Origin of the sequence: Nocardia sp. NPDC004151, from assembly GCF_042874235.1 — a bacterium.
In the GTDB taxonomy this organism is placed as follows: domain Bacteria; phylum Actinomycetota; class Actinomycetes; order Mycobacteriales; family Mycobacteriaceae; genus Nocardia.
This window is the reverse complement of record NZ_JBIAMR010000001.1, coordinates 370,254-389,559: the sequence shown is the minus strand read 5'-3', so window position 1 is coordinate 389,559 and position 19,306 is coordinate 370,254. Positions and strand designations below refer to the sequence as shown.

The 19,306-nt window shown below is 68.7% G+C and carries 22 protein-coding genes; 17 read left to right on the top strand and 5 right to left on the bottom strand.

The features are described 5' to 3' along the window. Positions 1-109 precede the first annotated feature (109 nt). The 7 genes from ACFYTS_RS01750 to ACFYTS_RS01720 all read left to right on the top strand — a co-directional run bounded on the left by ACFYTS_RS01750 (position 110) and on the right by ACFYTS_RS01720 (position 7,557). Complete coding sequence (locus ACFYTS_RS01750; RefSeq protein WP_357087475.1) at positions 110-472, top strand: Lsr2 family protein; 363 nt, start codon at positions 110-112, stop codon at positions 470-472. 187 nt (positions 473-659) lie between these two features. Beyond that, the gene (locus ACFYTS_RS01745; protein WP_379106162.1) at positions 660-1,283 is read left to right on the top strand and encodes an FHA domain-containing protein; all 624 of its coding nucleotides are present in this window, start codon (positions 660-662) and stop codon (positions 1,281-1,283) included. 121 nt (positions 1,284-1,404) lie between these two features. Beyond that, the gene (locus ACFYTS_RS01740; protein ID WP_387300617.1) at positions 1,405-1,995 is read left to right on the top strand and encodes a DUF1772 domain-containing protein; all 591 of its coding nucleotides are present in this window, start codon (positions 1,405-1,407) and stop codon (positions 1,993-1,995) included. 197 nt (positions 1,996-2,192) lie between these two features. After that, entirely contained in the window at positions 2,193-3,140 is a 948-nt protein-coding gene (locus ACFYTS_RS01735) for an esterase/lipase family protein (protein WP_387300615.1), read from the top strand. A 50-nt stretch (positions 3,141-3,190) separates the two neighbouring features. Then, the gene (locus ACFYTS_RS01730; RefSeq protein ID WP_387300613.1) at positions 3,191-3,817 is read left to right on the top strand and encodes a hypothetical protein; all 627 of its coding nucleotides are present in this window, start codon (positions 3,191-3,193) and stop codon (positions 3,815-3,817) included. Positions 3,818-4,090: 273 nt separating this feature from the next. Then, on the top strand, positions 4,091-6,649 hold the full coding sequence (locus tag ACFYTS_RS01725; protein ID WP_357275715.1) for an ATP-dependent Clp protease ATP-binding subunit: 2,559 nt from the start codon (positions 4,091-4,093) through the stop codon (positions 6,647-6,649). Positions 6,650-6,771: 122 nt separating this feature from the next. Continuing rightward, positions 6,772-7,557 carry a phytanoyl-CoA dioxygenase family protein gene (locus ACFYTS_RS01720; protein WP_387300610.1) on the top strand — a complete coding sequence of 262 codons (786 nt, stop codon included), beginning with the start codon at positions 6,772-6,774 and terminating at the stop codon, positions 7,555-7,557. Positions 7,558-7,560: 3 nt separating this feature from the next. On the opposite strand, the gene ACFYTS_RS01715 is transcribed toward ACFYTS_RS01720, so the two are convergent. After that, positions 7,561-8,367: an LLM class flavin-dependent oxidoreductase gene (locus tag ACFYTS_RS01715; protein WP_387300608.1), complete on the bottom strand. Its 807-nt coding sequence runs from the start codon at positions 8,365-8,367 to the stop codon at positions 7,561-7,563. A 125-nt stretch (positions 8,368-8,492) separates the two neighbouring features. Between ACFYTS_RS01715 and ACFYTS_RS01710 the strand changes: the two genes are divergently transcribed. Next, positions 8,493-9,005, top strand: coding sequence for a hypothetical protein (locus ACFYTS_RS01710; RefSeq protein WP_387300606.1), 513 nt, complete (start codon positions 8,493-8,495; stop codon positions 9,003-9,005). Here the strand turns inward: ACFYTS_RS01710 and ACFYTS_RS01705 are convergent, their stop codons facing one another. Further along, the gene (locus ACFYTS_RS01705; protein ID WP_387300604.1) at positions 9,006-9,668 is read right to left on the bottom strand and encodes a response regulator; all 663 of its coding nucleotides are present in this window, start codon (positions 9,666-9,668) and stop codon (positions 9,006-9,008) included. A 22-nt stretch (positions 9,669-9,690) separates the two neighbouring features. Then, positions 9,691-10,917, bottom strand: a complete 1,227-nt coding sequence (locus ACFYTS_RS01700) for a sensor histidine kinase (protein ID WP_387300602.1) — start codon at positions 10,915-10,917, stop codon at positions 9,691-9,693. A 148-nt stretch (positions 10,918-11,065) separates the two neighbouring features. Between ACFYTS_RS01700 and ACFYTS_RS01695 the strand changes: the two genes are divergently transcribed. Together ACFYTS_RS01695 and ACFYTS_RS01690 are read left to right on the top strand one after the other, a co-directional pair. Beyond that, complete coding sequence (locus tag ACFYTS_RS01695) at positions 11,066-11,962, top strand: ABC transporter ATP-binding protein (protein ID WP_357275729.1); 897 nt, start codon at positions 11,066-11,068, stop codon at positions 11,960-11,962. Next, the gene (locus ACFYTS_RS01690; protein WP_357275731.1) at positions 11,959-12,846 is read left to right on the top strand and encodes an ABC transporter permease; all 888 of its coding nucleotides are present in this window, start codon (positions 11,959-11,961) and stop codon (positions 12,844-12,846) included. The genes ACFYTS_RS01695 and ACFYTS_RS01690 overlap by 4 nt, the downstream gene beginning before the upstream one ends. 63 nt (positions 12,847-12,909) lie before the next feature. Here ACFYTS_RS01690 and ACFYTS_RS01685 read toward each other — a convergent pair whose 3' ends face one another. Beyond that, complete coding sequence (locus ACFYTS_RS01685) at positions 12,910-13,515, bottom strand: TetR/AcrR family transcriptional regulator (protein WP_387300600.1); 606 nt, start codon at positions 13,513-13,515, stop codon at positions 12,910-12,912. A gap of 105 nt (positions 13,516-13,620) precedes the next feature. On the opposite strand from ACFYTS_RS01685, the gene ACFYTS_RS01680 reads away from it, so the two are divergent. From ACFYTS_RS01680 to ACFYTS_RS01660, 5 genes are all read left to right on the top strand, one after another. Further along, positions 13,621-14,268: an NAD(P)H-dependent oxidoreductase gene (locus ACFYTS_RS01680; RefSeq protein ID WP_357275735.1), complete on the top strand. Its 648-nt coding sequence runs from the start codon at positions 13,621-13,623 to the stop codon at positions 14,266-14,268. Between the two features lies 1 nt (position 14,269). After that, positions 14,270-14,590 carry a multidrug efflux SMR transporter gene (locus ACFYTS_RS01675; protein WP_357275737.1) on the top strand — a complete coding sequence of 107 codons (321 nt, stop codon included), beginning with the start codon at positions 14,270-14,272 and terminating at the stop codon, positions 14,588-14,590. Positions 14,591-14,620: 30 nt separating this feature from the next. Then, positions 14,621-15,061 carry an SRPBCC domain-containing protein gene (locus tag ACFYTS_RS01670; protein ID WP_357275739.1) on the top strand — a complete coding sequence of 147 codons (441 nt, stop codon included), beginning with the start codon at positions 14,621-14,623 and terminating at the stop codon, positions 15,059-15,061. A 43-nt stretch (positions 15,062-15,104) separates the two neighbouring features. Then, positions 15,105-15,548, top strand: a complete 444-nt coding sequence (locus ACFYTS_RS01665; RefSeq protein ID WP_357275741.1) for an OsmC family peroxiredoxin — start codon at positions 15,105-15,107, stop codon at positions 15,546-15,548. A gap of 177 nt (positions 15,549-15,725) precedes the next feature. Beyond that, complete coding sequence (locus tag ACFYTS_RS01660) at positions 15,726-16,946, top strand: DUF418 domain-containing protein (RefSeq protein ID WP_387300597.1); 1,221 nt, start codon at positions 15,726-15,728, stop codon at positions 16,944-16,946. On the opposite strand, the gene mhuD is transcribed toward ACFYTS_RS01660, so the two are convergent. Next, on the bottom strand, positions 16,947-17,258 hold the full coding sequence (gene mhuD / locus ACFYTS_RS01655; RefSeq protein ID WP_357087432.1) for a mycobilin-forming heme oxygenase MhuD: 312 nt from the start codon (positions 17,256-17,258) through the stop codon (positions 16,947-16,949). 44 nt (positions 17,259-17,302) lie between these two features. Here mhuD and ACFYTS_RS01650 point away from each other — a divergent pair, with 44 nt between their 5' ends. Both ACFYTS_RS01650 and ACFYTS_RS01645 read left to right on the top strand, forming a co-directional pair. After that, positions 17,303-18,046, top strand: a complete 744-nt coding sequence (locus tag ACFYTS_RS01650) for an alpha/beta fold hydrolase (protein WP_387300595.1) — start codon at positions 17,303-17,305, stop codon at positions 18,044-18,046. A gap of 77 nt (positions 18,047-18,123) precedes the next feature. Continuing rightward, on the top strand, positions 18,124-19,296 hold the full coding sequence (locus ACFYTS_RS01645; protein ID WP_357275748.1) for an acyl-CoA dehydrogenase family protein: 1,173 nt from the start codon (positions 18,124-18,126) through the stop codon (positions 19,294-19,296). Positions 19,297-19,306: the final 10 nt, after the last annotated feature.

The window sequence follows — 19,306 nt, the reverse complement described above, 5'->3', positions numbered from 1 at the left end:
GATTGCATTTCCGGGCCCTGTTCTGGGACTATCGGAATTAGCGGTATTCTGGCGTCGGGTAATCGGCCTGACTATGTGGGTCGCACGATTTCGAGAGGACGTTCATCTCATGGCAAAGAAGGTCACCGTTAGCTTGATCGACGATGTCGACGGTGAGTCCATCGCGGACGAGACCATCGAGTTCGCTATCGATGGCGTCTCGTACGAGATCGACTTGTCGACGGCGAATGCGGCCAAGCTTCGGGAGGGTCTGGAGACTTGGGTTTCGGCCGCTCGGCGTACGAGCGGACGGCGTCGCACCAAGGTGGCCGGCGCTCCGGCCGCGGGACCGAAGAACCGGGTCTCGATCGACCGTGAACAAAGCGCGGCCATTCGCGAATGGGCTCGCCGGAATGGACACAAGGTGTCCGCCCGTGGTCGTATCTCCGCTGACATCACCGAGGCTTACAACAAGGCCGCCGCTAAGAACTAGTGTCCGCTAGTCGCCGATTCGACTGCCGTCCGGGTGTTCGTGCGACCCGGGCGGCAGTGGTTTATTCATACGCTTTGCGTATAACCAGAGGATCAACTGCGATCTTGCTACTGCCCGGGGTGGCCAGGCACCATTGAAACGTGCAGACGACGTCACTGGCTGGGTGTAGAGAAGAGGTATCGGCACAGTGACCGCTTTCCACGGTTCCTTCCTCCGGGTCAAGGACCAAGAGGGACGCCAGCACGAGTTGATGCTGTCCTCCGACCAGCCCCGGATCACCATCGGCCGCTCCCCGCAGGCCGATCTGTCGCTGTTCTGGGACGCCGAGGTGTCGCGCCTGCACGCGACCGCGGAGTACCTGGGCGCGCACTGGACCATCGTGGACGACGGCCTGTCCCGCAACGGCACCTTCGTCAACGGTGACCGCCTGGTCGGGCGGCATCGATTGCAGCCGGGGGATGTCATCCGGATGGGCACCTCGCGGGTCACCTTCCACGACTTCAGCGGTGCCGCAGGCGATGTCACGCAGACCTCGACCGGCGGGCTGCCCACGCTCCGCTCGCTCACCGAGACGCAGCGGTCGGTGCTGATCGCGCTCTGCCGCCCCCTGCGCGGCAACGACGGCTTCGCCTCGCCCGCCTCGAACCAGCAGATCGCGGCCGAACTCTTCCTCAGCGTCGACGCCATCAAGACCCATCTGCGCGCCCTGTTCGCCAAGTTCGGTGTCGAGGATCTGCCGCAGAACCAGAAGCGCGTCCGCCTCGCCAACCTGGCCATGCAGTCGGGCGTCATCTCGGAGCGCGATCTCTGACCCTGGACCCGCGCGCATGGGGGTGAGCTTCTGAGCCATGGGTTTCCGGCGCCGCGGACTGTTGACTGGATGTAGTTGATCGCCCGGGAGTTCGGGTGGCGGATCCAGTCAGGAGAGATCGATGTTCGCACTTCGCACGGCCGCGCTGGTGGCGGCGACGCTGACCACCGGCCTCACCGCCGGTATCTTCTTCGCCTACGCGACCTCGGTGATGACGGCTCTGGGTCAGTCCGACGACCGCACCTTCGTCGACGTCATGCAGAAGATCAACGTGGTCATCATCAACCCGCCGTTCATGCTCGCCTTCATGGGTTCGGTCGGGTTCACCGTGCTGGCCGCGGCCCTGCACCTGGGCAAGGACACCCGCACCACGCTGATCTGGGTCGGCGTCGCGCTGGCGCTCAATGTGATCGCCTTCGCGGTGACCTCCGGCCTGAACGTGCCGCTCAACAACCAGCTGGCCAATGCCGGTGATGTCGATCGGATCCCGGATCTGGCGGCGGTGCGGTCGCAGTTCGAAAGCTCCTGGGTGGCTTGGAACGTCGTGCGCGCGGTGATCCACACCCTGGCCTTCCTGGTGCTGACGGGTGCCCTGTTCGTGGCGGGCATGCAGCACGCCAAGGCGGATCAGAAGTCGGTGTCGGCTCCGGCCGCGGCTCCGATGTATCCGCAGTACGCCCCGCATCCCGGATTCCCCTCCGCCCGGCAGTAATTCGGCACGCTTTTCCGGCGGTGGCCGGGACCCGATGTGCGGCAACACAAGCCGCCTGCGGGTCCCGGCCATCGCCGTTTTCCTGTAGTGAAACCGGTTTCAGAACTTACTCGTCAGTAATCCATCCTCCGTGCTTGTTTCCTGGCTAGGTTGTCAGAACGCGTTCTAATTTGGGAGGGAACATGCAGAGGATGCCCATGCGTGGAACGCCAGGATCACTGCTGATCATGGCGGTGCTGGCGATATTAGGTATCACCGCGAGCGGTACGGCTCGCGCGGAATACCCGGTCACATTCAGCTTCTTCGCCGGTATCCCGAACGAGCTGCTCAATCCGGGCGGCTCGCTCCCCGGCGCCAATGACTGGTCCTGCAAGCCCACGGCCGCGCACCCCGATCCGGTGGTGCTGATCCACGGCACCGCGGGCGGCGCGCAGACCAACTGGGGCGCCTACGCCCCGCTGCTCGCCAACGAGGGCTACTGCGTGTACGCCCTGACCTACGGCGCCCTCGACGTCCCGTGGCCTTTGAACGCGCTGGGCGGGATGAAGCCGATCCCCGAAAGTGCCGCTCAGCTGGCCGCATTCGTGAACCGGGTGCTGTCGGCGACCGGTGCCGCCCAGGTCGACTTCGTTGCCCACTCGCAGGGCAACACCGTCGGCAACTACTTCATCAAGCGGCTCGGCGGCGCCGGCAAGGTCAACCACTTCGCCGCGATCGCGCCCCCGTGGCTGGGCATCTTCGGCGATCAGATGAACGTGATCCGGGCCTTCGGCGAGCAGCTCGGCGCGACCGCCGACCAGATCGACAACCTGGCCACCATGGGCGTCATCTGCCAGGCCTGCCCGGAGATGCTCGGCAACTCCTCCTTCATGAACGCCCTGAACGCCGACGGCGTGTTCGATCCGTCGGTCACCTACACCAACCTGGCCTCCAATTTCGACGAGGCGGTGTGGCCGTCGATCGCCCTGGTCCCGGGCGCGAACGTCACCAACGACCTGATGCAGGAGGGCTGCGCACTCGACTTCTCCGATCACATGGCCATCGCGGGCAGCCGCCGCGCGGCCATGATGACGCTCAACGCCCTGGATCCGGCGCATCCCCGTCCGGTCCCGTGCGAGTTCGTCCCGCCCTTCACGGGCGCCTGATCGGCCGGTTCACCTGGGGATTCGGGGCATCGGGAGGGACGATGACAAGGGTGCGGGGAACATCGGGTTCGCTGTTGATCCTGGCGATGCTGGGGATCGCCGCGAGCGGTGCCGCTCGCGCCGAGTACCCGGTCAGCTTCAACTTCTTCGCGGGTATTCCGTACGAGCTCGCCGATCCCGGCAATATCGTCGGCCAGTACTTCATCAAGCGGCTCGGCGGTTCGGGTCAGGTGGACAAGTTCGTGGCCATCGCCGCGCCGTGGCTCGGCACCTACGGCGACAACATGGCCATGGTCCGGGCCTTCGCCGCGCGGCTGGGGATCGACGCCGCGACCGTGGACGCGGCGGTCAGCATGGGCGTGTGCCCGGCCTGCTCGGAGATGCTGGGCGGGGATCCGTTCATGACGGCCCTGAACGCCGACGGCGTCTACGACCCGACCGTGGCCTACACCAACCTGGACACCCGCTACGACGAGCTGATCGTGCCGTACACGATCGGTCTGGTGCCCGGTCCGAACGTCGCGAACTTCTTCATGCAGGACGGTTGCCCGATCGACTACTCCGACCACCTCGCGATCGCGGGGAGTCACCGCGGGGCGATGATCGCGCTCAACGCTCTCGATCCGGAGCATCCGCGGCCGGTCCCGTGTGAGTTCGTCCCGCCGCTCACCGGATAGCCGACGCGTTCGATTTCCCGGACTGACCGGCTTGTTCGCTGTGGGCGTAGCGAGTTCGGAAACGAGCCGCGCAACTGCCCCGTTATGACTGAATGAGTCGTACTGTCGCCGGTTCGCAATAGGGTGGACGGACGACGTGCGTGACCCCCGGCAACTAGAGTGGAGTCGGGGGATGCAACCCCAGGGCTTCATGGCAGGCTGGCGACCAGAAGGGCAGCACAGGGTCTGAAGCGCCGGATGCCAGTGATGGCGGAGCAGGAGAGTGAGGGAGCGATGTTCGAGAGGTTCACCGACCGCGCGCGGCGGGTCGTTGTCCTGGCCCAAGAAGAGGCCCGGATGCTCAACCACAACTACATCGGCACCGAGCACATCCTGCTGGGCCTGATCCACGAGGGCGAGGGCGTCGCGGCGAAGTCGCTGGAGTCCCTTGGTATCTCGCTGGAGGGTGTGCGTTCGCAGGTCGAGGAGATCATCGGGCAGGGCCAGCAGGCGCCGTCCGGTCACATCCCCTTCACCCCGCGTGCCAAGAAGGTGCTCGAGCTGTCGTTGCGTGAGGCGCTGCAGCTCGGCCACAACTACATCGGCACCGAGCACATCCTGCTCGGCCTGATCCGCGAGGGTGAGGGCGTCGCGGCGCAGGTGCTGGTGAAGCTGGGCGCGGATCTCAACCGCGTCCGTCAGCAGGTCATCCAGCTGCTGTCCGGGTACCAGGGCAAGGAGCCGGTCGAGGGTTCCGGTTCGCGCGGCGAGCAGGGCACCCCGTCCACCTCGCTGGTGCTGGACCAGTTCGGCCGCAACCTGACCCAGGCCGCCCTCGAGGGCAAGCTCGACCCGGTCATCGGCCGCTCGAAGGAAATCGAGCGCGTCATGCAGGTGCTGAGCCGCCGTACCAAGAACAACCCGGTCCTGATCGGCGAGCCCGGCGTCGGTAAGACCGCCGTCGTGGAGGGTCTCGCCCAGGCCATCGTCAACGGCGAGGTGCCGGAGACGCTGAAGGACAAGCAGCTGTACACCCTCGACCTGGGTTCCCTGGTCGCGGGCAGCCGCTACCGCGGTGATTTCGAGGAGCGCCTGAAGAAGGTGCTCAAGGAGATCAACACCCGCGGCGACATCATCCTGTTCATCGACGAGCTGCACACCCTGGTGGGTGCGGGCGCGGCCGAGGGCGCGATCGACGCGGCCTCGATCCTGAAGCCCAAGCTGGCTCGCGGTGAGCTGCAGACCATCGGTGCCACCACCCTCGACGAGTACCGCAAGTACATCGAGAAGGACGCCGCCCTGGAGCGCCGGTTCCAGCCGGTCCAGGTGGGCGAGCCGACGGTCGAGCACACCATCAACATCCTCAAGGGTCTGCGCGACCGCTACGAGGCGCACCACCGGGTCTCCATCACCGATGGCGCTCTCGTCGCCGCGGCCACGCTGGCCGACCGCTACATCAACGACCGCTTCCTGCCGGACAAGGCGATCGACCTCATCGACGAGGCGGGCGCGCGCATGCGCATCCGCCGGATGACCGCGCCGCCGGACCTGCGCGAGTTCGACGACAAGATCGCCGAGGCGCGCCGGGAGAAGGAGTCCGCGATCGACGCGCAGGACTTCGAGAAGGCCGCGCGTCTGCGCGATAAGGAGAAGCAGCTCGTCGCCAAGCGGGCCGAGCGCGAAAAGCAGTGGCGCTCCGGTGATCTGGACGTCGTGGCCGAGGTCGACGACGAGCAGATCGCCGAAGTCCTGGCGAACTGGACCGGTATCCCGGTGTTCAAGCTCACCGAGGAGGAGACCACCCGTCTGCTCCGCATGGAGGACGAGCTGCACAAGCGGATCATCGGCCAGGAGGACGCGGTCAAGGCCGTGTCCAAGGCCATCCGCCGCACCCGCGCCGGTCTGAAGGACCCGAAGCGTCCGTCGGGCTCGTTCATCTTCGCCGGTCCGTCCGGTGTCGGTAAGACCGAGCTGTCGAAGGCGCTGGCGAACTTCCTGTTCGGCGAGGACGACGCGCTCATCCAGATCGACATGGGCGAGTTCCACGACCGCTTCACCGCCTCGCGTCTGTTCGGTGCCCCTCCGGGCTACGTCGGCTACGAGGAGGGCGGCCAGCTCACCGAGAAGGTGCGGCGCAAGCCGTTCTCGGTGGTGCTGTTCGACGAGATCGAGAAGGCGCACCAGGAGATCTACAACACCCTGTTGCAGGTCCTGGAGGACGGTCGCCTGACCGACGGTCAGGGTCGTACGGTCGACTTCAAGAACACCGTGCTGATCTTCACCTCGAACCTCGGTACCTCGGACATCTCCAAGGCCGTGGGCCTGGGCTTCGCCCAGTCCAACGCCGAGGGCTCGAACTACGAGCGGATGAAGCTGAAGGTCAACGACGAGCTGAAGAAGCACTTCCGCCCGGAGTTCCTGAACCGTATCGACGACGTGATCGTGTTCCACCAGCTGACTCAGGACCAGATCATCCAGATGGTCGACCTGATGATCGGCCGCGTCGCCAACCAGCTGCGGAACAAGGACATGGAGATCGAGCTGTCCGAGAAGGCCAAGAGCCTGCTCGCCAAGCGCGGTTTCGACCCGGTCCTGGGCGCCCGCCCGCTGCGTCGCACCATTCAGCGCGAGATCGAGGACCAGCTGTCGGAGAAGATCCTCTTCGGCGAACTGGGCGCCGGTCAGGTCGTGGTGGTCGACGTCGAGGGCTGGGACGGCGAAGGCCAGGGCGAGAACGCGAAGTTCACCTTCGCCGCCAAGGCCAAGCTGACCAAGAAGGCCGACTCGGCCGCCGAGGACAAGCCGGTCGCCGCCCTCGCGGGTGAGGCCCCGGCCGCCGCCTCCGGCGAGTAGCCGGTAAGGCTCAGCGAGACAACGGAAGCCCCGCTCCTCCTCCGGGAGGGCGGGGCTTCCGCCATGTCCGGGGCCGAAATTCGGTGGCGGCGCGACTCCGGTATGGCCGATGCTGGGATGCGATGCTCACCGACGCACAGATCGCCTCCTTCATCGCCGACGGTTTCGTGAAGATCGACGGCGCCTTCTCGGCCGAGACCGCTGCCGCGGGCCGGTCGATTCTGTGGCGCGAAACCGGTTGCGACCCCGACGATTCCGCGACCTGGACGCAGCCGGTGATTCGGCTCTGGGACCATGCCGAGGAGCCGTTCACCCGAGCGGTCACCGCCGCGCCCCTGGTCGAGGCATACGACCAGCTGGCGGGCCCCGGCCGCTGGATCCCGCGCCGGAGCCTGGGCAGCTGGCCGATTCGCTTTCCCAGCCCGGAGCCGCCGGGTGATGACGGCTGGCATGTGGATGTCAGCTTCCCCGGCGACGCCGCGCGCGACGACTATCTGAGCTGGCGGGTGAACGTCTTCTCGCAGGGCCGCTGCCTGCTCATGCTGTTCCTCTTCTCCGATATCGGCGTCGACGACGCACCGACCCGCATCCGTGTGGGCTCGCACCTGCGTCTGGCCCGGGAGCTGGAATCGTTCGGCGAGGCGGGTACCACGATGTTCGACCTGGCCGACTTCTACACCGCCACGGGGGATCTCCCCGAGGCATTGGCCACCGGCGCGGCGGGCGATGTCTACCTGTGCCATCCGTTCCTGATCCACGCCGCCCAGCCCAATCGCACCGGACGCCCAAGATTCCTGGCACAGCCCCCACTGCTGTCCCGCGAGCCCTGTGTCCTGGACCGGCCGGACGGCGCGTATTCCCCGGTGGAGCAGGCTATTCGGCTGGGTATCGGCGAGCCGGTGCGCTGAGGTTCAGCGGCTGCGGTCGATCACCGGTGCGAACGCGTCGGCGAGCTCGCCGGGCACCAGGATTTCGTCGATGCCGAGCTTCTCGCGGCGACGCTCGAGCAGTTCGGCCGCCGCGCCTGGATCGGCGGGCAGCAGGGCGGCCGCGCCGGCGGCGCGCAGCCGATCCACGCTGAGGCCCCGGAACTTGCTCAGATACGGCGGCAGGATCTCGCCGATGGCGACCAGTTGCAGGCTGAACGGGATCGGGCGGTCGGTGCGGTCGCGGACCTGTGCGACGATGTCGGCCAGGTCGTCCTCGGTGGCGGCCGGATCGACGGCGAGGTGGATGCGGTCCGCGATCTCCGCGCAGGCGCCGAGCATGCGCGCGCCGGACGCGGCGATGACGATGGGCGGCACGGGCGAGACCTCCGCGCGGACTGCCCGCACGACGTCCACCAGGTGGTCGCGCCGCTGAGTCCCGGAACCGAAAGCGACACCGAGCTTTTCGGCCTCGGCAGCCGCATCGGGCCGTCCGGTCCCGAGCCCGAGCTCGAACCGGCCGTCGGAAAGCAGTTGCAGCGCAGCGGTTTCGCGGACGGTGGCGGCTGCCGACCGCATCGGCGCGGCCAGCACGTTGGGCCGGAGCCGCAGGGTGGTGGTGACGGCGGCCGCGGCGGCCAGCGCTGGGAACGGCGAGGGCGTGTAGAGCGTGTCGGGCAGCAGCACGGTGCCGTAACCCTGCCGCTCGGCGGCCTGTACCGCTTGGATCCACGTGGCCCCTGACCGGGGCGCGATGACAATGCCGAAGTTCATGCTCATGCCTTCGAGCATGCGCGGATTCTACTGGCGGGGAATCCGCTTCGAGTCGGCTTCTCGACTACGTCCGGGTGCGTACCCGGCGGCGACCTAATCGCCGACCGATTCGGGGAGGTTCGCGTGATTGCTACCCTGCCCCGATGTTCGTGGTTCGTTCCTGTTTTCCGGTGTTGACCGGGCTCGCGCTCCTGGCGTCGACGGCGGCGTGCTCGGGGAGCGATGCCGCGTCACCGGCGACGTCCACGCCGCCGACGGGGACGACGACGGCCGCGGCGACCCCGTCGATTCCCGCCACCTCCGGCGCCCTGCCGCCCGCCGCGGATGCGCAGGGCTGGCGGGATTCCTTCGCGCGCTGCGGAGATGGTGAACGCCCGGTGCTGCTGATCGGCGCCCTGCTCGGGACCACGCAGCGTCTGGCGGTGTGCGAGGAGCCCGGTGGTCCGCGGGTGCTGCGCGCCGATGTCCCGCAGTTGCGTGCGCAGCCGTTCGAGGCCAAGTTCTTCACCTTCACCGCCAACAGTCAGCAGTTCCTCGCCGCGGACGGCATGAAGCTGGACCTGTCGCGTCAGATGGTGACGATCACCGATGATCCGCAGATGAAACGCGGTGTGGTGCAGAGCTTCACGGTGGGGGAGTACTGGAGCACCTTCTGATCACTGCCAGCCGGGCCGGACCAGGCCGGATTCGTAGGCCAGGACCACCAGTTGGGTGCGGTCGCGGGCGCCGAGTTTGACCAGGATGCGGCTGACGTGGGTGCGGGCGGTGGCGGGGCTGAGGTAGAGGCGTTCGGCGATCTCGGCGTTGGTGAGGCCCTCGGCGACGAGGGTCATGACTTCGCGTTCGCGGTCGGTGAGTTCGGAGAAGGCGGCGGCGGGGGCGGGTTTGGCGTGGGTGGCGAATTCCGCGACCAGGCGTTTGGTGACGCTGGGGGAGAGCAGGGCGTCACCGCCCGCGACCACCCGGACGGCCTTGACCAGGTCGGCGGGTTCGGTGTGTTTGACCAGGAAGCCGGTGGCTCCGGCGCGCATCGCCTCGAAGACGTATTCGTCGAGTTCGAAGGTGGTGAGCACGATGACCTTCACCGCCGCGAGGGCTGGGTCGGCCGCGATGGCGCGGGTGGCGGCCAGCCCGTCCAGGACCGGCATGCGGATGTCCATGAGCACGATGTCGGGGACCAGGGTTCGGGCCAGGTCGACGGCCTGGCCGCCGTGGTCGGCCTCGCCCACCACCTCGATGTCGTCCTGGGCGCCGAGCAGGGCGACGAAGCCCGCGCGCACCAGCGCCTGGTCGTCGGCGATCACCACTCGGATCGGCATCGGTCCTCCTCGAATTCCCAGGTTACGCAGCCGGTTCGGGGTGGGCCAGGTGGGTGGGCAGGCGCGCCTTGACCCGGAATCCGCCGTCGGCCTTGGGTTCGGCGGAGAGCTGCCCGCCCAGCGCGTGGGCGCGTTCGGTCATGCCGGTGATGCCGTGGCCGCCGGACGGCGACTGGGGCGCGGGCTGGCGGGTGGGCCGGGTGTTGTCGATGGTGAGCTGCAGCCGTTCGGCCGCATAGTGCACGGTGACAAGCACGCTCGCGCCGGGCGCGTGCCGCACCACATTGGTGAGCGACTCCTGCACGATGCGGGCGGCGGCCACGTCGACCACGGCGGGCAGCCGGCGCGGTCCGCCGGTGACCATGGTGTGCACCTCGAGTCCCGCGGCGCGGGCCGGTCCGGTGAGTTTCTCGAGGTCGGTGATGCCGATGGTGGGCGTGGTGGGGGCGGCGACGGTGGCGGTGCCGCCGCGGATGGATCGCAGCAGGGCGTTGACCTCGCCGAGCGCGTCCTTGCTGGCGGTCTTGATGGCGGCCAGCGCGGTGGCGGCCTGTTCGGGCTTGCGCTCGAACAACTCCAGCGCGACCGAGGACTGCACATTGATCAGCGAGAGGCTGTGCGCCAGCACGTCGTGCAGTTCGCGCGCGATGGCCAGGCGCTCCTCGGTGACCCGCTGTTCCCGCTCCGCCGATTCCAGGGCGTGCTGGGCGCGGGCGCGCTGCCGTTCGGCCTGTTCCTCGCGTGCCGCGGCTTCGGCGCGCTGCAGCCGCGCGATCAGGGCGACGCGCCGCTGCCGCAGCCCCTCGGCCGCGGCCGCCAGCAGGAAAAGCCAAGCGAGCAAACCGAATTCCTGCCAGGCGCTGGTCCGGTACCCGCACCACCCGGGAACCGGCCACACCATGAGCAGATACCCGACGGCGACGAACGGGTAGGTGTACCAACGGGATCCGCGTACGGCGGCGGTCAGGAAGGCGATGACGAGCGATACGAAGATCGGCCCGTATCCATAACCGAACAGTAGGTACGCGACGGTGACGGCCATCGTCCCGTAGAACACCCCCAGCGGGTACCGCCGGCGCAGCAGAAGCAGCACCGGACCCACCGCGAGCAGCACGTATCCGAGCAGGTCGAGGGCGCGCGGCACGTTCTGATGGTGATTGGCCAGCGTGCCCGCGCCGAGCTGTATCGCCCCCACCGCCAGAGCCGGGAGCACGTCGCGCCGACCCAGCCTTCCCCCGCGTGTGTCCATAGCTGCACCGTAGCGCCGTCGGCGGGCAGCGGCACCGTGTCACACCGAAATACGTCCGGATACGACCCCCGAATACGTCTCGATACGTACACCCGATCACGCGCCGGGACGGATTACTTTCCGTCCCCGGAATCGGATCGTGTAAGCCATGAACGAAGCGATCGCCGTCACCGACCGGCTGACCAAGCGCTACGGCTCCCACACCGCCGTGGACGCGGTCAGCATGAGCGTGCGCCGCGGCGAGATCTACGGGTTCCTGGGCCCCAACGGCGCGGGCAAGACCACCACGCTGCGCATGCTGGCCGGTCTCATCCGCCCGGACTCCGGCGCCGCGACCGTGCTCGGCCGCGCGCCCGGCGACCCGGATGCGCTGCGCCGCATGGGCGTTCTCATCGAGGGCCCCGGCTTCTACCCCTATCTCTCGGGCCGCGACAACCTGCGCGTCCTGGCCCGTTATCGGGGGGTCGGCGACGACGCGGTCGCCGACGCCCTGGCCCGGGTGGACCTCTCCGCCCGCGGCAAGGACAGGTTCCGCACCTACTCGCTCGGCATGAAGCAGCGCCTCGGTGTCGCGGCCGCCCTGCTCGGCCACCCCGACCTGCTGATCCTCGACGAACCCACCAATGGCCTGGATCCCGCGGGCATGGCCGACATGCGGGAACTCATCACCGGACTCGCCGCCGACGGGCACACCGTCGTGCTGTCCAGTCACCTGCTCAGCGAAGTGCAGGAGATCTGCGATCGCGTCGGCGTCATCTCCGACGGCCGCCTGCTCACCGAATCGACGGTGCGGGACCTGCGCGGCCAGGCGTCCCTGCTCGTCCGTGCCGAGCCCTTGGAGGTGGCGTTCCAGGCCGTGCGCGCCGCGGTGGGGGAGCGATCCGCGCTGCTGACCGCCGCCGGAATCCGCGTCGACGCGGGATCCGCGCACGCCCCCGCGGTGGCGCGCGCGGTCATCGCGGCGGGCGCGGACCTGGTCGAGCTGCGCAGCGACGAAAAGTCCTTGGAAGAAGTGTTTTTCGAGATGACGGAGACAGCGAAATGACCGACCCCGGCGCACACGGGAACCACGGTGGCGCGTTCACGGATCTGGTGGCCAGCGCTCGAGCCGAACTGCTGCGGCTGCGCAAGTGGCCCGCCTTCTGGATCGTGCTCGGCACCTGGATCCTGCTGAACCTCACCTTCGCCTACCTGTTCAACTACCTGGCCTACACGACCGGCAGCAGCACGCGCATGTCCAATGGTCTGCCCCGCGACGTGCTCCTGCAGCAGATGCTGCCCGCCGCGGTGCCGGAGGTGTTCACGCAGGGCATGGCGCTGTTCGGGGGCGCGCTCATGCTGGTGCTGGGCGCGCTGGCGACGGGTAGCGGGTACGGCTGGGGCAGCTGGAAAACCGCACTCACGCAGGGCCCTTCGCGGGTGGCCGTGATCGGCGCGGTGGTGTCGAGCCTGGCGCTGACGGTGGTCGCGCTGGTGCTGGTCGCCTTCGCGGTCGACACCGGCGTGGCGGCACTCATCGCGAGCACCCAGGGGCAGTCCCTGGCGCTGCCGTCCATGGGACGGATGCTGCTCGGAATCGGTTCGGGCGCGGCGATTCTGGGCATGTGGACGCTGGCGGGCGCACTGATCGGGACCGCTGCCCGGGGTCCCGCGCTGGCGGTCGGTCTCGGCCTGGTGTGGGTGCTGGTGGTGGAGAATCTGCTGCGCGGCGTCGGCGCGATCCTCGCACCGATCGAGGGGGTCACCGATCACCTGCCGGGTACGGCCGCCGGTTCACTCGCGGGCGCGATGCGCACGGTGAGCGGCCCGGCCACGCCGGGGGTGCTGAACATCCTCTCGCGCGGCGAGTCCGTGATCGTGCTGGCCGTCTACGTGCTGCTGTTCGCGGGCGGCACGATCTGGCTGGTCCGCCGTCGCGACATGGTGTGAGGCACAAGGGAATACCGTGTGCCGCGACCGTCCACCCGACCCGTGGACGGTCGCGGCGCCGCGTCATGGCCGGGGTGAGTCCAGCACGCCGTGCGCGAGCCGCGCGAGTCCGGCGGCGATCTGCCCGGTGCTGAGGCCGCGGTCGCGCTGCTGCCGGTACACCTCGGCGGCGAGCGGGGCGAGGAGGGCGTCCACCAGTGCATCCGGTTCGGCCACACCGGCTTCGGTGAGCAGTGTCCGTACGTGTAGCGCCCAGAATCGGTAGGCGCCGGTGCGGAAGCGCGCGCCCCCGGTCTCCGCGCCGAGCACCAAATGGGCGTGGGTGTCGAGCAATTCGAGCATCGCGGCATAGAACGCGGTGAGCCGTTCGGCGGGCGGTGCGCCCGGCCCGAGCGGGGGTTCCCCGCGTAACAGCTGTTCCTGCAGCGCCTTCTCGTGTTCGTCGAGCAGGGCCACCGCGATCGAGCCCACGTCCGGGTAGCGCCGGTACAGCGTCCCGCGGCCGACCCCGGCGGCCTTGGCGATGTCGTCCATGGTGACCGTGCGCGGGTCGCGGTCGGCGAACAGTCGCGCGGCGGCGGCCAGCACCTTGGCCCGGTTGCGAGCCGCGTCAGCGCGTTCGACGGGCGCGGCCTGGTCGTCGATGAGCGGTAGGCCGGGGCGGTTCATGCAGCTCACTGTAGCCGCCGCGGAATAAGTGGACAATATGTCCGGTTCAGGTCTACCGTCGGAGAAGTAAACGGACAGCATGTCCACTTGATGGGAGACCCGCTCATGACCACGCTGCTGCACCTCGACGCCAGCGCCCGCCGCAACTCCGTCAGTCGCCTGCTCGGCGGGACCTTCGCCGACGCCTGGCGGGCCGAACACCCCGACGGCGCCTACGTCCACCGCGACCTGGCCGCAGACCCCATCCCGTTCATCGGCGAGGGCTGGACCGAACTGTGCGACCGCGTCCTCGCGCACGGCAGCACCGACCTGGACCGTCTGGCCGACCTGGTGGACTCACCCGCGCAGCAGCGGGCCTGGGAAATCGTCGAACCCCTGCTCGCCGAGGTCCGCGCCGCCGATGTGGTGCTGATCGGCACGCCGATGTACAACTACTCGATCCCGGCGAGCCTCAAGGCCTGGCTGGACCAGGTCACCTTCCCGCGAATGTCGCTGGCCCCCACCCGATTCGTGGTGGTGACCGCCCGCGGCGGCGCGTACTCCCCGGGCGCGCCCAAGGCGATCTACGACTACCAGGAGCGCTATCTGCGCGACTTCTTCGCCGGCCACTTCGCCGTCGAGGACACGGTTTTCGTCAACGCCGAACTGGTGAACGCCCGTCATGATCCGGCGCTGGCCCACCTGCGCGACAAGCACGACGCCTCCTACGCGGCCGCCCTCGACGCGGTCCGCGCGCTCGGAAAGGAGTACTGACATGAACTGGCTCGTCCTGGGTGTGGCCGGCCTGGTGGAGATCGCCTGGTCGCAGTCCATCAAACCGACCCAGAATTTCACCAAGCCGCTCCCGACCCTGGTGTGCTTCCTGCTCGCGGCGGTCGCGGTGTACCTGCTGTCCTACGCCATGCAGTCGCTGCCGGTGGGCACCGCGTACGCGATCTTCACCGGCATCGGGGCGGTCGGCGCGATCGCGCTGGGTGTGCTGGTGCAGAAGGACCCGCTCAGCGTGGGCCGGATGCTGGCGCTGTCCATGATCATCGGCGGCATCGTGCTCGCCCGGGTCACCAATCCCGGGTGAGCGCGGTTCGGGGCGGTATCGTCGCCGCCCATGAACGCTGCGCCTTCGCGGCCACCCGACCTCGCCGCGCGACCGTTCTCGCTGGTCGCCGAACGCATCATGGCCGCCTCCCCGGCCGAGCTGTATCGCATGGCCACCAGACAGTTCGGGACCTGGTTCGCGGACCCGGGTTCGGTGCGCATGCGGCCCGAAGTGAACGAGCCGTTCTACTTCACGGCGGGCGGCGGCCACCCGCACTACGGGCGTTTCCTCCGCCTGGTCCCGGACAACCTGGTGGAGCTCACCTGGATCACCGACGGCACGGCGGGCGCGGAAACCGTGCTCACGGTGGAACTCTCGGCGCACGGCGCGGGCACCGCCCTGCTGCTCACCCACGCCGGATTCCCCGACGAGCCCGCCCGGGACCGGCACCGGCAGTCCTGGCCGCACATCCTCGAACACTGGGACCACAGCGCCGCCGCCACCGGGTAGGTTCGAGCGGAAGTCGAGTTCCCCCATACGAAAGGACGTAACGATGCCTACACGTTCCGCGCGTACCAGCTGGTCCGGTGGTCTGCAGGACGGTTCCGGTCAGGTCGAGCTGGTCAGCTCGGGCGTCGGCAAGTACGACGTCTCGTTCCCCAAGCGCGCCGCCGACGCGGCCGACGGCACCACCAGCCCCGAAGAGCTCATCGCGGCCGCGCACTCCTCCTGCTACGCCATGGCCCTGTCCGGCGAGATCGGCAAGGCGGGCGGCACCGTGCAGAGCCTCGACATCACCGCCGACGTCACCTTGGGCCCGGACCCGGCCGGCGGCTTCCGCATCTCCAAGATCAAGCTGACCCTGGTCGGCAAGGCCTCCGGCATCGACGAGGCCGGGTTCCTGGCCGCCGCCGAGGCCGCCAAGGCGGGCTGCCCGGTGTCCAAGGCGCTGACCGGCGTCGACACCATCGAATTGGACGCCACCTTCGAGGCCTAGTCCTCGAGGCGTAGTGCGCGAAGTCCCGGCTGACTCTTTCGTCTGCCGGGACTAGTTCTTTCGGTCAGACTTGCCCCGGAAGCGGGCGATGAGCTCGAAATTCACGCTGCCGCACCGTTAGCCTCGCTGTCACTGCCGGTCGAGAACTGGAGGTGAGCAGTAGTCATGGGGTCACCGGTGTCGGTTGACACACCACGGGAATCATCGATCGCCGATCCGCTGCCGCGCGTGCTCGCGCTGGACGCGGCCCGCGGGATCGCGGTGCTCGGCATGTTCGCGGTCCATGTCGGGCCGCCGCGGGAGAGTTCCGGCGCGGGCTGGCTGACGGTCTTCGAGGGCCGTTCAGCGGCCTTGTTCGCGGTGCTCGCGGGCGTCTCCCTGGCCCTCATGTCGGCCGGGGCGCAACCGGTCACCGGTCGGGCCGCCCGCCGCGTGGTGGTGCGCGTCGCCGCCCGCGCGATCCTGGTCGCGCTGCTGGGCCTGGCACTGGCGCAACTGCATTCCGGTATCGGAATCGCGCTCATCCTGACCTATTACGGCCTGTTCTTCCTGCTGGCGCTGCCCGCGCTGTGGTTGAGTGCGCGGGGGCTAGCCCTGCTGGCGGCGATCTGGGCGATCGCGGGGCCGATCGAGTCCTATGCGATCCGAAATCAGATGGAGCAGACCGCCTTCGGCGGCCATCCGGACTTCGGCATGCTCACCTCCTGGTCCGGCGTGAAGCAGGCATTCCAGATGCTGGCGCTCACCGGCACCTACCCGGCGCTGACCTGGATGCCGTTCCTCTTCGCTGGTATGGCCCTGGGCCGCTGGGGGATTCGCTCGCTACGTCCGCGGCCGGTGCTCGGCGTTGGCGCGGCGCTCGCGCTGCTCGGCTACGGCGGTTCGTGGCTGGTGCAGCATCCGTTCGGCGGCCGCGCGCACCTGGTCGAGCTGCTCACCCGGACCATGTCGGAGGCGGGCATCACCGATTTCGATCCGGGCCAGGTCATCGACGCGGCCGGATTCGGCGCGGTGTCCACGACCAGCCCGTGGTGGCTGACCGTCGCGACCCCGCACAGCGGCACCCCGTTCGAGGTACTCGGCGCGACCGGCGTCGCCTTCCTGGTGATCGGCGTCCTGATGGCGGTGGTGCCGCGCACCGGAATCGCGTTGCGGCCCTTGACCGCCGCGGGCTCGTGCGCCCTGAGTCTCTACATCCTGCAGGTGATCGCGGTCAGCGTGCTGGTGCCGGTCCCGGATCCGGCGGCGACTTCACTGCCCGGCGGTATCCACGGGCCGGGCTGGCCACTGCTGGCACTGCTGGCGCTCGGCTCGCTGGTGGCGGCGACCCTATGGCGCTACCGCTTCCGCCGCGGTCCGGCGGAATGGTTGCTCCACAAGGCCACCTACCGGGCCTGATCAGGCGTTCTTGCCCGCCACATCCAGGACGACCTCGAACTCCAGCAGCGACGCGCCGGTCGAGACGGGCTTGCGTGCCTCGCCCGCGTGCGCCTCGCGCGCCGGGCCGTCCCGCCACGCCGCGAAGGACTCCTCCGAATCCCACTGCGTGACAACGAAGTAGCGATTGTCACCGGCGACCGGGCGGAGCAGCTGGAAGCCCAGGAACCCGGGCGAGTTCTCGACCGCGTGCGCGCGGTGCGCGAAACGCTTCTCCAGTTCGGGGCCGGCGCCCTCGGGGACCTCGATTGCGTTGATCTTGACGACTGCCATGCCTGCGAATGTACTCCGGCACTCCGGACGTATCGTTCGGGGCGATGTTGTATGACGAAGGCGGCACCGGGACTCCGATCCTGCTGCTGCATGGGCTGATGGGCAGTGCCCGGACCTGGCGGGCGCAGCTGCCCTGGGTGCGGGAATTCGGGCACGTGTACACGTTCGACGCGGCCGGGCACGGGCGGCCCGCGCCGCCGCGGCTCACCACCGAGGCCTTCGTGGCCGATCTCGCGGCCGCGACCGCTCACATCGACGAGCCGATGGTGGTGATCGGGCACTCCATGGGCGGCCTGCACGGCTGGATGTTCACCGCCGCCCACCCGGACCGGGTCCGGGCGCTGGTGGTCGAGGACATGGCCCCCGACTTCCAGGGGCGCACCGCGGCGGACTGGGCGGCCATGGTCGAGGCCTGGCCGGTCCCGTTCGCGACCGAGGAGGCCGTGCTGGAGTTCTTCGGCCCGGTGGCCGGACGCTACTTCCTGGACTCCTTCCGGCGCGAGCCCGACGGCTACCACCTGCACGGCGAGGTGCCGACCTTCCGGGATATCTCCGAGGAGTGGGGCACCCGCGACTTCTGGGCGCAATGGAAGTCGGTGACCGTGCCCGCGCTGCTGATCGAGGGCGAGTACACCATCACGCCGCCGGGTCAGATGCGGGAGATGGCCGCGCTGCATCCGGACGCCCGGCACGTGGTCGTCGCGGACGCCGGGCACCTGGTGCACGACGATCAACCGGCTGTCTACCGGGCCGCAGTCGAGGATTTCCTGCGTCGCGTCCTCGTTTGAGGGCGGGTGCCTTCAGTCGGGTGGGGTAGCCGTCGTATGCTCGGCTCGACCGCGACTCCTGACGGATGGTGACCACGATGATCGACTTCTCGATTCCCGCCGACCTCGCTGCCGAACGCGACCGCGTTCGCCAGTTCGTCATCGACAAGATCGTGCCCTTCGAACGCGACCCGCGCCTGACCGCGCACGGCCCCAACGACGAACTGCGCCAGGAAATGGTGGAACTGGCCCGCGCCGAGAAGCTGCTCACCATCCAGGCCCCCGTGGAGCTGGGCGGGCGCGGCCTGACCCACGTCGAGCAGGCCGTGCTGTACGAGGCCGCCGGCTGGTCCACCCTCGGCCCGGTCGCCATGAACTGCGCCGCCCCCGACGAGGGCAATATGTTCATGCTGTCCAAGATCGCGAATCCGGAACAGACGCAACGCTTCCTGCAGCCGGTGATCGACGGCCACCAGCGCTCGGTCTTCGCCATGACCGAGCCGGGCGGCGCGGGCTCCGACCCCAACCAGCTCGCCACCGAGGCCGTCTTCGACGGCGAGAACTTCACCATCAACGGCCGCAAATGGCTGATCACCGGCGCCGACGGCGCCAAGACCTGGATCATCATGGCGCGCCTGGCCGCCAACCCGCACCTGCCCGAGGGCCCCACCCTGTTCCTCTGCGACGGCGACACCGAGGGCATCGTCATCGAGCGGATCATGAACACCATGGACCGCAACTACGTCGGCGGCCACGCGGTGGTGAACTTCGAAAACCTGGTGCTGCCCAGGGAATCCGTGCTCGGCGAGACCGGCCAGGCGCTGCGCTACGCCCAGCTGCGGCTGGCCCCCGCCCGCCTCACCCACTGCATGCGCTGGCTCGGCGCCGCCGAACGCGCCCAGGCCATCGCGGTCGACTACGCCAAGTCCCGCACCGCCTTCGGCAAGCCGATCGGCGAGCACCAGGGCGTGTCGTTCATGCTGGCGGACAATGAGATCGCGCTGCACCAGTGCCGCCTCACCATCTGGCACGCCTGCTGGCTGATGGATCAGGGCCACAAGGCCCGCCACGAGTCCTCGATCGCCAAGTCCTCCGTCTCCGAGGAACTGTTCAAGGTCACCGACCGCTGCGTCCAGGTGCTCGGCGGCATCGGCATCTCCGACGAGACCGTGGTCGAGATGATCTTCCGTGACATGCGCGCCTTCCGCCTCTACGACGGCCCCACCGAGGTGCACAAGTACGCCATCGGCCGGCAGATCCTCCGCGCCTGAGCTGTGGGAA

Coding starts and splice junctions, on each gene's coding strand:
- ACFYTS_RS01750 (WP_357087475.1), top strand. CDS start 110: ATGGCAAAGAAGGTCACCGTTAGCTTGATCGACGATGTCGACGGTGAG.
- ACFYTS_RS01670 (WP_357275739.1), top strand. CDS start 14,621: ATGAACGCTGCGCCTTCGCGGCCACCCGACCTCGCCGCGCGACCGTTC.
- ACFYTS_RS01685 (WP_387300600.1), bottom strand. CDS start 13,515: ATGAACCGCCCCGGCCTACCGCTCATCGACGACCAGGCCGCGCCCGTC.
- ACFYTS_RS01725 (WP_357275715.1), top strand. CDS start 4,091: ATGTTCGAGAGGTTCACCGACCGCGCGCGGCGGGTCGTTGTCCTGGCC.
- ACFYTS_RS01690 (WP_357275731.1), top strand. CDS start 11,959: ATGACCGACCCCGGCGCACACGGGAACCACGGTGGCGCGTTCACGGAT.
- ACFYTS_RS01715 (WP_387300608.1), bottom strand. CDS start 8,367: ATGCTCGAAGGCATGAGCATGAACTTCGGCATTGTCATCGCGCCCCGG.
- ACFYTS_RS01695 (WP_357275729.1), top strand. CDS start 11,066: ATGAACGAAGCGATCGCCGTCACCGACCGGCTGACCAAGCGCTACGGC.
- ACFYTS_RS01645 (WP_357275748.1), top strand. CDS start 18,124: ATGATCGACTTCTCGATTCCCGCCGACCTCGCTGCCGAACGCGACCGC.
- ACFYTS_RS01710 (WP_387300606.1), top strand. CDS start 8,493: ATGTTCGTGGTTCGTTCCTGTTTTCCGGTGTTGACCGGGCTCGCGCTC.
- ACFYTS_RS01665 (WP_357275741.1), top strand. CDS start 15,105: ATGCCTACACGTTCCGCGCGTACCAGCTGGTCCGGTGGTCTGCAGGAC.
- ACFYTS_RS01705 (WP_387300604.1), bottom strand. CDS start 9,668: ATGCCGATCCGAGTGGTGATCGCCGACGACCAGGCGCTGGTGCGCGCG.
- ACFYTS_RS01735 (WP_387300615.1), top strand. CDS start 2,193: ATGCGTGGAACGCCAGGATCACTGCTGATCATGGCGGTGCTGGCGATA.
- ACFYTS_RS01680 (WP_357275735.1), top strand. CDS start 13,621: ATGACCACGCTGCTGCACCTCGACGCCAGCGCCCGCCGCAACTCCGTC.
- mhuD (WP_357087432.1), bottom strand. CDS start 17,258: ATGGCAGTCGTCAAGATCAACGCAATCGAGGTCCCCGAGGGCGCCGGC.
- ACFYTS_RS01700 (WP_387300602.1), bottom strand. CDS start 10,917: ATGGACACACGCGGGGGAAGGCTGGGTCGGCGCGACGTGCTCCCGGCT.
- ACFYTS_RS01675 (WP_357275737.1), top strand. CDS start 14,270: ATGAACTGGCTCGTCCTGGGTGTGGCCGGCCTGGTGGAGATCGCCTGG.
- ACFYTS_RS01720 (WP_387300610.1), top strand. CDS start 6,772: ATGCTCACCGACGCACAGATCGCCTCCTTCATCGCCGACGGTTTCGTG.
- ACFYTS_RS01650 (WP_387300595.1), top strand. CDS start 17,303: ATGTTGTATGACGAAGGCGGCACCGGGACTCCGATCCTGCTGCTGCAT.
- ACFYTS_RS01740 (WP_387300617.1), top strand. CDS start 1,405: ATGTTCGCACTTCGCACGGCCGCGCTGGTGGCGGCGACGCTGACCACC.